At 64.3% G+C, this 12,220-nt stretch carries 12 protein-coding genes; 3 read left to right on the top strand and 9 right to left on the bottom strand.

Features of this window, described 5'->3' with window-relative positions:
* Window positions 1-12 precede the first annotated feature (12 nt).
* The 5 genes from AC1DEK_RS04700 to AC1DEK_RS04680 are packed head-to-tail and all read right to left on the bottom strand — an operon-like array spanning window position 13 to window position 5,343.
* Window positions 13-846 carry an ATP-binding cassette domain-containing protein gene (locus AC1DEK_RS04700; protein WP_478124058.1) on the bottom strand — a complete coding sequence of 278 codons (834 nt, stop codon included), beginning with the start codon at window positions 844-846 and terminating at the stop codon, window positions 13-15.
* Window positions 843-1,862, bottom strand: coding sequence for an ABC transporter ATP-binding protein (locus AC1DEK_RS04695; RefSeq protein WP_478124057.1), 1,020 nt, complete (start codon window positions 1,860-1,862; stop codon window positions 843-845). The genes AC1DEK_RS04700 and AC1DEK_RS04695 overlap by 4 nt, the downstream gene beginning before the upstream one ends.
* Window positions 1,859-2,743 (bottom strand): ABC transporter permease, encoded by an 885-nt coding sequence (locus tag AC1DEK_RS04690; RefSeq protein ID WP_478124056.1) that lies wholly within the window; start codon window positions 2,741-2,743, stop codon window positions 1,859-1,861. The genes AC1DEK_RS04695 and AC1DEK_RS04690 overlap by 4 nt, the downstream gene beginning before the upstream one ends.
* Window positions 2,740-3,717: an ABC transporter permease gene (locus tag AC1DEK_RS04685; RefSeq protein WP_478124055.1), complete on the bottom strand. Its 978-nt coding sequence runs from the start codon at window positions 3,715-3,717 to the stop codon at window positions 2,740-2,742. Before AC1DEK_RS04685 ends, AC1DEK_RS04690 begins: the two co-directional genes overlap by 4 nt.
* A 33-nt stretch (window positions 3,718-3,750) precedes the next feature.
* Window positions 3,751-5,343 carry an ABC transporter substrate-binding protein gene (locus tag AC1DEK_RS04680; RefSeq protein WP_478124054.1) on the bottom strand — a complete coding sequence of 531 codons (1,593 nt, stop codon included), beginning with the start codon at window positions 5,341-5,343 and terminating at the stop codon, window positions 3,751-3,753.
* A 128-nt stretch (window positions 5,344-5,471) separates the two neighbouring features.
* Between AC1DEK_RS04680 and AC1DEK_RS04675 the strand changes: the two genes are divergently transcribed.
* The 3 genes from AC1DEK_RS04675 to AC1DEK_RS04665 all read left to right on the top strand — a co-directional run bounded on the left by AC1DEK_RS04675 (window position 5,472) and on the right by AC1DEK_RS04665 (window position 7,708).
* On the top strand, window positions 5,472-6,656 hold the full coding sequence (locus AC1DEK_RS04675; protein ID WP_478124053.1) for a M20 aminoacylase family protein: 1,185 nt from the start codon (window positions 5,472-5,474) through the stop codon (window positions 6,654-6,656).
* 52 nt (window positions 6,657-6,708) lie between these two features.
* The gene (locus tag AC1DEK_RS04670; protein ID WP_478124052.1) at window positions 6,709-7,254 is read left to right on the top strand and encodes a hypothetical protein; all 546 of its coding nucleotides are present in this window, start codon (window positions 6,709-6,711) and stop codon (window positions 7,252-7,254) included.
* Window positions 7,255-7,450: 196 nt separating this feature from the next.
* Window positions 7,451-7,708: a hypothetical protein gene (locus tag AC1DEK_RS04665; RefSeq protein ID WP_478124051.1), complete on the top strand. Its 258-nt coding sequence runs from the start codon at window positions 7,451-7,453 to the stop codon at window positions 7,706-7,708.
* Between the two features lie 14 nt (window positions 7,709-7,722).
* Here AC1DEK_RS04665 and AC1DEK_RS04660 read toward each other — a convergent pair whose 3' ends face one another.
* The 4 genes from AC1DEK_RS04660 to AC1DEK_RS04645 all read right to left on the bottom strand — a co-directional run bounded on the left by AC1DEK_RS04660 (window position 7,723) and on the right by AC1DEK_RS04645 (window position 12,185).
* A complete protein-coding gene (locus AC1DEK_RS04660; protein ID WP_478124050.1) occupies window positions 7,723-8,505 on the bottom strand; it encodes a YoaK family protein in 783 nt (260 codons plus the stop codon).
* 94 nt (window positions 8,506-8,599) lie between these two features.
* The gene (locus tag AC1DEK_RS04655) at window positions 8,600-9,259 is read right to left on the bottom strand and encodes a Rossmann-fold NAD(P)-binding domain-containing protein (protein ID WP_478124049.1); all 660 of its coding nucleotides are present in this window, start codon (window positions 9,257-9,259) and stop codon (window positions 8,600-8,602) included.
* Between the two features lie 149 nt (window positions 9,260-9,408).
* Window positions 9,409-11,451: a PAS domain S-box protein gene (locus AC1DEK_RS04650; protein WP_478124048.1), complete on the bottom strand. Its 2,043-nt coding sequence runs from the start codon at window positions 11,449-11,451 to the stop codon at window positions 9,409-9,411.
* 2 nt (window positions 11,452-11,453) lie between these two features.
* Window positions 11,454-12,185 (bottom strand): winged helix-turn-helix domain-containing protein, encoded by a 732-nt coding sequence (locus tag AC1DEK_RS04645; RefSeq protein ID WP_478124047.1) that lies wholly within the window; start codon window positions 12,183-12,185, stop codon window positions 11,454-11,456.
* Window positions 12,186-12,220 lie beyond the last annotated feature (35 nt).

Here is a 12,220-nt window from a genome sequence, read left to right as displayed (position 1 = left end):
GTCGTCGCCGACTCATTGCACTTCGAGCTGGCGCGAAGGATCGGGTACCGGCGTGGCGGCGAGCAGGCGCTGGGTGTAGGGGTCGCGGGGTGAGTTCAGCACTGCGTCGGCATCGCCGCTTTCGACGACACGGCCCTGGTGCATCACCATCACGCGATCGGCCATGGCGCGCACGACGCCCAGGTCGTGCGTGATGAAGAGGTAAGACAGTTTCCTTTCGCGCTGCAGATCGAACATCAGCTTCAGAATCTGCGCGCGCACGGAGACATCGAGCGCAGACACCGGCTCGTCGGCAATGATCAGTGCAGGATTGGACGCCAGCGCGCGTGCAATGCCCACGCGCTGGCGTTGGCCGCCGGAGAGCTCATGCGGAAGCCGATCGCGGAAGTGCGCGGCTGGCAGGCCGACCTGATCGAGCAGCGCATCGACTTCAGCTGCGGCGGCGCGACGGTCGAGGCTGCGGTGATAGGTCAATGGGAGTGCAACGCTCTGGCCGATGGTGCGGCGCGGATTGAGCGACCCGCCGGTGTCCTGGAACACCACTTGAACTTCGCGGCGAAAGATGCGCGCCGCTTCGCCGGACCGCGTGGCGAGGTCCATGCCCTTGTAGAGAATGCTTCCCTCGCTCGGCGCCGTGAGGCCCAGAAGCATGCGACCCAGCGTGGTTTTGCCGCTGCCGCTTTCACCGACGAGCGCCAGCACTTCACCGGGATGAATGGAGAGCGACACGCGATCTACCGCGCGCTGCATCTGCCGGGCGCGAAACAATCCTCCGCTCCCGCGCACTGGAAAGAGCCGGCTCAGGTCGCGCGCTTCGAGCAGCGGGGTGGTCGTGACTGCGCTCATGGTGAAGCCGCCTTGTTGCGCTGCCAAGCGTCAGCGGCGACGGGCTCATCGCTCAGGAGGCAGCGGTCGGCGCCGAGTCCATGCGCCGCCAGTGGGGGCGCGACGCTGTCGCAAAGCCCTCGGCGCGCGATCGGGCACCGCGGATGAAAGCGGCAGCCTTGCGGCCAATGCCCCGCGATCGGCACGCTTCCGGGGATGGAAAACAGCGAGTGCGCGCGAGACTGCGGACTCAGGATGCTCCCGAGCAGCCCTTGCGTGTATGGATGGCGCGGCGCCGCGAAGAGCGCGGCGACTTCATTCGATTCGACCACCTGTCCCGCATACATCACGTTAACCCGCTGGCAGGTCTCTGCGACCACCGCGAGGTCATGGGTGATCAACAGGATGCCCAGGTCAAGCTCTTTGCGAAGCCGCATCAGCAGCTTCAGGATGCCCGCCTGCACGGTGACGTCGAGTGCTGTCGTGGGTTCGTCGGCGATCAGCAGCGCCGGCCGCATCGCCAATGCCGTTGCGATCAGGATGCGCTGGCGCATGCCGCCGGAGAGCTCGTGAGGATATTGACGCGCGACCCGCTGTGCGTTGGGCAGTTCCATCATGTCCAGCAATTCGAGCACGCGCGCTTGCATGCCGTCGGTTCGCCCATGCGCACGGAGTGGTTCTGCAATCTGCCGTCCGACAGGCATGAGCGGATCGAGGTAGCTGGTCGGGTCCTGAAAAACCATGCCCACGCGCGCGCCGCGCACGGCACGCAAATCGGACGCTTTCAGTTGCGCCAGGTCGTGGCCTTCGAGCAGGATCTGCCCCGCGGCAACGCGCGCCAGCGGAGAGGGAAAGAGATTCATGATCGCGAAAGCCGTCATCGACTTGCCCGAGCCTGACTCACCCACGAGGCCTACCGCCTCGCCGCGGCGAACGGTGAGCGAAAGGTCGTTCACCACGCGCAGGGCAGTCGCGCCCTGGCGGATGTCGACCGACAAGCCGCGAATGTCCAAGAGATGTTCGGCATTGGCGCTCATTTCGAACCTCTCGGGTTGAGCGCGTCGTTCAGCGCATCGCCGAAGACGTTGAACGACAGCACCGTGAGCGCAATGGCCAGGCCGGGAAAGGCCGACATCCACCAGGCACTGCGCAGGTATTGCTGTGCGTCGTTCAGCATCGCCCCCCACGACACATGATTGGGATCGCCGAGCCCGAAGAAGCTCAGGCTGGCTTCGATGAGGATGGCCATGGCAATGTCCAGCGAGCCGAGCACGATGATCGGCGCGGCCACATTGGGCAAGATCTCCCGCATGATGATGGCGCCATGGCCCATGCCCGCCACGCGTGCCGCATCCACGAATTGCGATTGCGCGAGTGTCGCGACCGAGGCGCGAACCACCCGCGCAAGCTGCGGCCATGAAAGTGCGGCGATCACCACGATCATCTTGAAGACGCTGGTGCCGAACAGCGCGATCACGATGAGCGCCACCACGAAGCGCGGCAGGGTCTGGAAGAACTCGGCAATGCGCATCAACAGCGTGTCGAGCCAGCCGCCGAAGTAGCCCGCGAGCGCGCCGACGATCACGCCGGCAACGACTGCGCACAAGGCGCTCATGACGCCGACCGTGAGCGAGATGCGTGTGCCGAAGACCACGCGCGACCAGATGTCACGCCCCAGGTCGTCGGTGCCGAGCCAGTGGCCGGGGGAGAGCGGTTCGAGGAGCGAACTGTCGCCGCCGCCGAGCGGATCGTAGGCAGTCACCAGCGGTGCGAAGAGCGCCAGCGCAAACAGCAGCACAAGGAAGGACGCTGCAAGCAGCGTCGTTGGCCGTCGCAGCAGGCGCCGCCAGAACCCGGCCTTGCGAAATGCCGTAGTCGCCGTCGGAACCGCGATCAGGACTTGCGTTGCGTCGTTCATGCGCGTTCGATCCTCGGATCGATGAGTCTGTGGACGATGTCGGTGACAAGGTTCGCGATTACCACCGTGACGGACACCATCAGCAAGATCGCCAGCATCACGGGATAGTCGCGCTTGGAGATCGATTCATACAGCAGGCGGCCGATTCCGGGCCACGCGAAAACCGCTTCGATCAATGCCGATCCCGCAAGCACGAAGCCCACGTTGTAGCCAATGACGGTGAGGACGGGCGCTGCGGCATTGCGCAAGGCGTGCACGACGACGACCGTCCACTCCGAAGCGCCGCGCGATCGCGATGCCAGGATGAAGTCGGCATTCATGACTTCCAGCATTGCAGCGCGCGTGATGCGGGTGATCAGCGTGAGATAGCGCAGCGACAAAGCGAAAGCCGGCAGCACGAGATACGACAGATGCTGAACGAACCCATCAAAGCCTGGCAGCGTGCCACGGACCGGGTTGTTGCCTTGCGAGGGAAGCCATCCCAGCCCGATTGCGAACACCAGGATCAGCAACTGGCCGAGCCAGAAGTCCGGGATTGAATAACCTGCCGACGAGGCGCCCTGGATGGCCGAATCAACCAGAGCGCGGCCGGAGCGCGCTGCCGAACGCGCGGCAACCACGCCGAGCATGATCCCCAGGACGCTGGCGAAAGCGAGCGCGGTCAGCGTGAGTTCCAGCGTCGCGCCGAGCCGTTCGAGGATCAGCGTCGCCACGGGCTGTTGATTGGCGAACGAGTAGCCGAAGTCGCCCTGGAGCACTTTGCCCAGGTAGCGCAGCAACTGGATCCACACGGGCTGGTCGAGCCCGAATTCGCGGCGCATCTGGTCGAGGTATTCGGGCGGCGCGGGGAAATCGCCCACCAGCAGCGTGATCGGATCGCCCGGCGTGAAGGCGATCAGCAGGAAGTTGAGCACGACCACTGCAAGCAGCAGCGGAATCGCGTGCAGCAGACGCCGCAGGATGAAAGAGGACATGTGGAATCAGGCCAAGGCGCCTTGCGGCCCCCTTCAATCCCTGAGCTTCACGCCGGCCCATTGGTCGCGTGCATCGAGCGCGGGGAAGACGCCGGTGAGCTTCTTGCTCGCCGTATCGACCGTCTCTTCGTCGAACAGCACCAGCGTCGGCAGGTCCTCGTTCAGGATCACCTGCAACTCCTTGTAGAGCTTGGCGCGGGCCTCGCGATCGGTGGCCGTGGCGGCGCGGTTCAGCAGGTCGTCGACTTTTGGGTTCGAGTATCCGCTCGCATTGGTATTGGGCGCGGTGCCGGTGTAGGTGCTGTACAGGCGCGTGTAGCCGATGGCCGGGTCGCCTGCGGAGAAGTACGAGCCCAGCATCATGTCGTAGTCGCGCTTTGCGAACACGCGGTCGTAGTACACCGAGCGCTCCAACGGCTCCAGCTTCACCTCGATGCCCATCTGGCGCAGGTTGTCCTGGATGATCTGCGCCTGCGCGCGCATCTGCGCACGGCTTGCGTCGAAGGGCATTCGCAAGGTTGTGGTGCCGGGCTTGGCGCCGGCCTTCTCGAAGAGAGCCTTGGCGCGTGCCGGCTCGAGCGGGTACTTCTTCGCGTAGCTCACGTCTTCGTCGAAAAGCCACTTGAAGCCGTCGCCGAAGGCACCCGCACCCGGCCGCGCAATGCCGTTCATGGCCTGCTTGACCAGGCGCTGCCGATCGATCGCCAGGGCGGCCGCATGGCGCGCTTCGCGTTTCGAGAAGATCGGCGACTGCGTGTTGAACATCAGGAAATAGATCGCCGGGATGTTCACACCGCGACGCGGCGCGAGGCTCTTGTCCGCGAGGATGCGCGGGACGTCGGGCTTGGGCGTGTAGAAGTCGAGCAACTCGTCGATCTCGCCCGTCTGCAAGGCGGGCACGCGGTTGGCTGCCTGCGGAATCACCTGGAAGATGATCGATTCGAGAAACGGCTTGTCGCCATCCCAGTACTGGTCATTGCGCACAAGCTTGATGCTGGCGCCGCGCTTCCATTCGCCGAACTTGAAGGGGCCGGTGCCCACGGGCTTCTGGTTGGCCGGATTGGTACCGATGTTGCTGCCTTCGTAGAGATGGCGCGGAAGCATCGGTGCGTCGAACACCGTCATCTGCGAGAGCAGTGGCGCGTAGGGCTTTTGCAGCCTGACCACCACCGTCAGGGCATCGGGCGTGTCGACCTCGATGCCGAGGTTCTTGAACACCGGCGCCGCGCGGGGATGCAGCTTGCCGACCACTTCCATCAACGTGAACTTGACGTCGGCGCTCGTGAAGTCCTTGCCGTCGTGCCACTTCACGCCTTTGCGCAGCGCGAAGCGGTAAGTCTTGCCATCCGGCGAGATCGTCCAGGCCGTGGCGAGGGAGGGCTTCGGGTTGTACTGGGGGTCGAGCCACACCAGGCCCTCCAGGATCTTGGCGGAGACGTCGCCGGCGGCGAAATCCGTGGTGGTGCCGAGGTTCAGCGTCGGCGGATCGGCATCGATGGCGAGCACCGCGGTGCCCTTGCCGGTCGCGGCGCGGCCGTAGCGAGTGGTCGCGAGTCCGCCGGCTGCGGCGAGCGCGCCGAGCGTCAGCTGGCGACGGGTCAGGAGGGGGAGGGTGGGGGTCTGCAAGTGGTGAGTCATCGTCGGAGTTGAAGCCTTCGGAGGCAGCCGCTTCGGAAGCAATATCGAGGCCATCGCGGCACCCCGCATTATTGGCGTGGAAAATGCGAACCCAGTGCGTTGAAGGCGGCCTCTTGATGATTTCAGTACCCATCCATCCCGGCATCCGGGCCTCGACCGAGGAAATGGTCAAACTGCGGCGGCAAATCCACGCCAATCCCGAGCTCGGCTATGAGGAGTTCCAGACCAGTGACCTGGTGGCCGAGCGATTGGCACGATGGGGCTACACGGTCCATCGCGGCCTCGGCGGCACGGGCGTGGTCGGTACGCTCAAGCTCGGCGACGGTTCCAGGCGCCTGGGCCTGCGCGCCGACATGGATGCGCTGCCGATGACGGAGACCACCGGCCTCTCATGGGCAAGCCGCAAGCCCGGCGCCATGCACGCCTGCGGCCATGACGGACACACGGCGACGCTGCTTGCCGCGGCGCAACTGCTGGCAGTCAGCCAGAGCTTCAGCGGCACTTTGAACGTCATCTTCCAGCCCGCCGAGGAAGGACTGATGGGCGCGAAGAAGATGGTCGAGGAGGGCCTGTTCGAGCGCTTTCCGTGCGATGCCGTGTACGCATATCACAACGAGCCCGGTTTCCCGGCGGGGCAGTTCGGGTTCTTGCCGGGCGTGATCTACAGCTCTTCGGACACGGCCATCATCACCATCGAAGGCAAGGGCGGCCACGGCGCCATGCCGCATACGACGGTGGACCCGGTGATGGTCGCGGCGCACCTGATTCTTGCGTTGCAGACGCTCGTCTCGCGCGAGGTCGACCCCAACGACATGGCTGTCGTCACGGTCGGCGCCATGAGCGCGGGCAAGGCGCCCAACGTGATTCCGACAAGCGCCGAGCTCAAGCTGTCGATCCGGGCGCGAAGAGCTGAAGTGCGCGCCTTCCTGCGCGACCGCATCATTGCCATGGCGCAAGCCCAGGCTGCCGTGCATGGCGCCAGCGCGACAGTGGACTACCACTGGAAGATGCCGCCCTGCGTGAACGACGTTGCCGCGACGGCCTTCGCGCGCCAGGTGGCCCTGGAAACGATGGGCGAGAAGGCGCTCATTCCCGACATGGCGCCATTGCAGGCCAGCGACGACTTCGCCTTCATGCTGAACGCCGTGCCGGGCAGCTACTTCATTGTCGGAAACGGCGACGGCAAGCCGGGGAGCGGCCCGGGCTGCATGGTGCACAACACCGGCTATGACTTCAACGACGAGATCCTGCCCAGCACCGCGAGCTATTGGGTCTCGCTGGCGCAGGCCTATTTGCGATAGATGCGCATGCAGACAAAGACAAAGATAAAGATGAAGACGACGGGAGCAATGTATGACTGAGCCCACGCTGCAGAACGATGAGTACGCAGCACTTCACAAAGAGGCGACGAGCTGCATGTCTGAGCTTGCAATGCTCGAACGTGCATGCGTCATCGGCGCCGCAGCGATCTTCGCCTGGGTGGCGACAAACGCGGAGTCGCTGGTTGGTTTTGCGGGTCTGGTGTGGTGGGTGCCGGTTGCCATCGCTGCGTATGGAGGCCTGAAGGCCCTGGCGATCCGCAGGCACATCGCCGCGGTGGGCGGGTATCTCCAGGAGCTGGAAGGCCAAGTCGCTGGCGGCGGCTTGCAGAAACACTTCGGACGTCGCTGGGGCGCACGCCGTGGGCTCTCCGCTGCGGCATGGCTTCTATTCGCCTGCCTGACAGTTGCTGGCAGCACACTGGGGTTCATGCAGTTTCGCTCGGAGTGCCCCGGGCCCTTGATGAACGCCTGCAGCCAGCAACAAGACGAAGACAGCCAGGACCAGGATCAGGAACAGGAAAGCCTGAAGCACGGCACCGGGCTCAGTGCGAGCGTTGCCGCACCCCGCACGTTTTGAGAACTCGCGTGACGGCCTCTACAGCACGCGCACGAGCGCGAAAACGGCTGACATCAGCACCACCGCAATCCCCGTGGCAGTGGCAAGCCGGTTGGCAAACAAGCGACGCATCAGGACCTCCAATTTTGGGCAAACGGTACCTTAAATTGAAGGCTTTTCTTGCATTTGCAGATTGAAATGAAAGAGTCAGCAAACCATGGCCACCGCAAAATCCATTGACACAGCCGACTACAAGCTCTTTCCCTCACCGAGGAACGTGCATCGCATCGTGTTCGAGCACCAGGTGTTCGTGCCGTACCCGTATGCGCTCATCGTGATGGACGAGTTCTATTTCAAGGGCCGCTACAGCCTGTTCTCGGCATGCCGTCTCAGTGACGGCAAGATGGGACAGGTGGCGACCTTCGAGCTTGCCTCCGATGTCGACATCTTCAACAAGAAGTTCACGCCGGACTGAGCATTGCTGACGACTCATCGCCCGCGGCGGTTCAGGAAACCGAATGTGAAGCCCAGCGCATGCAGCTTTTCAAGGTCGCGCCGGAAGGGCGGCACCGAGAGGAGCAGCAGGAGCGCCGCCAGTGGAATCACGCAGACGAATCCCAGGTTCTTGAATCCAAACGCGCCCGCAATGCCGCCAACGACAAACATCAGGACGAGACCGCCGGCCATGCGCATGCGCTGCCGGTCCGCGCGCACGAACATCTGAGCGGGCCTTCCGCTGCGGTTCCAGTAGATCATCTTGCCGATTTCCATTCCCAGATCGGTGATGTTGCCCGTCATGTGCGTCGTTCGGATGCTCCCGCCGGACGTCTTGGAGCCGACGGCGTTCTGCAGGCCCATGATGAAGGAGAGGAGCAGCACCGTGAGCGGCACCGCAAAAGGCGTACGCCAGTTGAGCGTCACGGAGCCCATCAGGCCGAACGGAAACATCAACACGGCTTCGAGAATGAGCGGCAGGGCATAGACGCTATGAAGATGATGTTTGCGGCTCCAGTTGACAAGCACCGCACAGACCGCTGCGCCGGACATGAACGACACGATGGCCCCGAGGGCGTTCATCAACAGCGTGGAGTTTTCGAGCACCAGGCCGTCGGCGAGCTGAGAGGCGAAGCCCGTCATGTGCGACGTATAGAAGTGGAGGACCAGAAATCCTCCGGCATTGACGGCGCCGGCATTGAACGCGAGGAGCAATCCCAGGGTCCGGTTCGTCGACGGAGCCCGGTGCCGGTTGGTGAGGAAGCGAAGCCGCCGCATAGTGCCGTTTCCGAGAGCCAGTGAGAAAGACGATCAGTCTAGCCGGCAACGAGCGCCATTCGTTGCCGGATGCTGCCAACGCGGATGCAGCGGCTCAAGCTCGGGCCATCGTGTCCATGAGAACGGTTTGCATCAAGCACCTGTGGTTCTCCGAACGCTGTTCCTCGTCCAGAGGCACGTTGGCCCTGCGCAGGGACCATCGGGGGGGATGGGTCGCGTCGACCACGAAGTCCGCTTCGCTGGCTGCCGACTCATGGCCGGGCTTGCCAGGCTTGACGACAAAGCCCACCTGCCGCGCGGACGCGAGGAACACGCGGCTTCGCAGAGTCTGCGTGTCCCCCAGAAACACAATGCCTGGCGGGGCCCCGGTGGGTGGCCCGGCTTCCGAGAGCGTGAGCAGATCCGCCAACGCCCGGGCGGGCCGGTCGTCCAGGCCGAGCCCGGCATAGACCGGCACGCCGGCTTCCCTTTCGATGCGCTCGACCACGGGCGCTGCGAGCGACCCGCAGTCGATCGCGTCATACATGCGGCCCAGGATGCGGGCCAGGGCGCCGAGGTCGCGAGGTACGGAGCCGTCAGCATCGGCGAAAGGCACCTCGGCGACGCGAGCACCGAGGTCGATCGCCGCCCGTTGAAGCGGCGAACTCTTCGGTCCCGGCGTCTCGACCAGCAATGAGAGATTCTTTCCTTGCAGCGCGTGGCGGATCGAACCCGACCGCGCTTCGGCGCGCAGGCACCTGGCGAACGCGAACACCGACAGAATCGGGCTCGCGTCCGAGAGACTGTCAAAAGGCAAACGATGCAACAGAGCGGGAGAAGCGCCTTTCACACCAGCGACGGTATGGCACATGCCGCGGGCCGATGTTGACCGCCGTCAAGTCCGGCGCCCCTCGAACCGCGAAGCTATGGCACTGTAACCAGCGCCCGTGCCAATGCTTGCCTGAGCTCTGCACGTGTGAAAGGCTTGCGAAGCAGTTCCCGGCCGCTGGGTTCGTTGAGCAGTTCGCTCGAGAAACCGGACATGAGCAAGACCGGCAGGCCCGGGTGAGACGCGAGGGCAGCATCGGCCAGTTCGGTGCCGCGCTTGCCCGCGCCGAGCAGGACATCCGTGAGCAACAGGTCGATGCCTGAATTCTGCGCAAGCACGCGCATCGCTTCCTCGGCGTTGTTGGCAACCACGATTTCGCAAGCGAGCGAAGTCAGAAACTGGCGGACGACGTCGCGGACTTCGGCATCGTCTTCCACCAGCAAGACGCGCAGGCCCGGAGGCAGTTCGTCGAGCGTTGTCGGGTCGAGGTCGTCTGCGGCGAGGTCCAGGCCCACCCGCGGGAGGTAGATCGTCACCGTCGTCCCCACGCCGGGTGCGCTGGCGAGGCTGACGGCACCATGGGACTGCCTCGCGAATCCGTAGACCGTCGAGAGACCCAGGCCCGTACCGCGGCCGGTTTCCTTCGTGGTGAAGAAGGGCTCGAACGCGCGCTCCTTGACGGATTCGGACATTCCGTCTCCCGTGTCCGAAACCGAGATGGCGACGAATCCGTCCTCAGGAGGCTGCTCGTGCTCGATATCGAGGCCATCGGGCAAGGAAGCCACTGCGCGGCAGACGAATGCAATCGAGCCGCCCCGGGGCATGGCGTCACGGGCGTTGATGGCCACGTTCAGCAGTGCGGATTCGAGCTGCATCGGGTCCGCCATGCACAGTGCTTGCTCGGATTGCAGCGAAATGGCGATGTGCTGGTCCAGCGTGCGGCGCAACATGTCCCTGAGCGAACCTAACAGCGCCGTCACGTCGACCACGGTGGGCTGCAGAACTTGCCTCCGCGAGAAGGCCAGCAGCTTGCCCGTCAGCTCGGCGCCGCGCTTGGTAGCGCGCGAAGCGGCACCCACGAGCTGCTGAAGAAATGCATCGCCCGCGTATTGAGGGGAGTCCTCCAGGACCTGGAGATTGCCGGAGATGATGGTCAGCAGGTTATTGAAGTCGTGCGCCACACCGCCCGTGAGTTGCCCGACCGTCTCGAGCCGCTGTGCATGATCCAGCGCCTCTTCGCTTCGTTCCCGCTGAAAGACGGTAGCCAGCATGCTCGAAAGAGATTCGAGGAATCGCGTCTCTTCGTCGCCCAGGCGCCCGGGCGTGCGCGAGCGCACCACCAGAATACCGATCGTGCGGCCACGGTCAGCCAGCGGCACGGAGAGCTCGCAAGCCATTCCCGCCCCGACGTACCGCTCCGGGATTCTGAAGCGCTGCTCGTGGGCGTAGTCGCTGATCAGGATGGGCTTGCCCTCGGCAACCACGCAGCCGGTGGGTGTGCCAGGCTCTATCCGAAGAGGGTCTCCGATCTGCTCGTTCGGCAACAGGCCCACACCGGCGGCGATCCGCAGTTCGAGACCGCTCGGCTTGAGAAGAAGGACCTTCGCCATCTCGACCTGCAAGGCTTCGGCGGCGATCCTGGAAACGAGTTCGGCGAGCGTGGACGAATGGGGCGCATCGACCGCATCACGACCGAATTGGGCGAGGTATTCGGCGTAGCGGGCGCGTTGCAGCGCCTGCTTCACGCGGGGATAGGCGCCGACGCCGCGGATCGCCGCGACAACGTAGGGGAGGCCATGATCCTGCAAAGGGCTCAGGGCGATTTCCACCATCACTTCGCTGCCGTCCCGCCGCTTTGCAACCAGGTCCATCTGCGTACCCATGGGGCGGGCGCGGGGAGATTCCGCATAGGCTTTGCGGTAGGCGGAATGGCGGGGCCTGATGGCGTTGGGCACCAGCTCGTCGACCGACAGGCCGATCAGTTCGGATTCCGTGTAACCCAGCAATGCGAGCGCTGCCGGATTGGCAAGTCCGATGACGCCCTGCAAATCGACCAGCAGCAATGCATCGGGGTAGGCGAGGAACAGCGAGCGAAACACGGCACCATCGTCGAGCTTTGGCACGTTGAATCCAGCCATGGTCAGCCCGCGTCGACCTTGGGAACGAGGATGTAGCCTGCACCCCTCACCGACTTGATGATCTGCGGATTCTCGGGATCAGTCTCGATCTTTCGGCGCAGCCGTCCGATCTGGACGTCGATGGTGCGGTCGAACGGCCCGGCTTCCCGGCCCCGCGCGAGTCCGAGCAGGAAATCGCGCGACAGGACGCGGCCAGGATGCGTGAGCAGGATGTGCAAGAGATCGAATTCGCCGGAGGTGAGCGAAACCTCGCCTCGCTCGGCATTCAGCAGGCGCCGAGCTGCGGTGTCGAGCGCCCATTGCCCGAAGCGCAATTGGGTCGGCGCGGCGACCGGCGCGGCAGCGGGAGCGGCCACCTCGGCTGGCGCAAGACGCCGAAGAACCGCCTTGATCCGCGCCACCAGCTCCCGCAGGTCGAAAGGCTTGGTCACATAGTCATCGGCCCCCACCTCCAGTCCGACCACCTTGTCGACCGCATCGCCTCGACCGGTGACGATGACCAGCCCGCATCGCCAGTGTTCGCGCAACTGGCGAGCAATGGAGAATCCGTCTTCCCCCGGCAGGCCGAGGTCAAGCAGGACCAGTGCCGGGGCGTCACGCTCCATGAGCCGGAAAAGCTCTCTTCCAGAATTCAGCTGGCTGACCCGAAAGCCCTGGCCTTGCAGATAAGTCGCAAGAAGTACGGTGATCTCGATTTCGTCATCGAGAACGGCCAAATGTATGGGAGATATCACCCCGGTATGTTAGTCGTGGATACCGCGCAATCGCA

Source organism: Variovorax sp. 10N420, from assembly GCF_056394705.1.
This window is presented reverse-complemented; position numbering and strand designations above follow the sequence as displayed.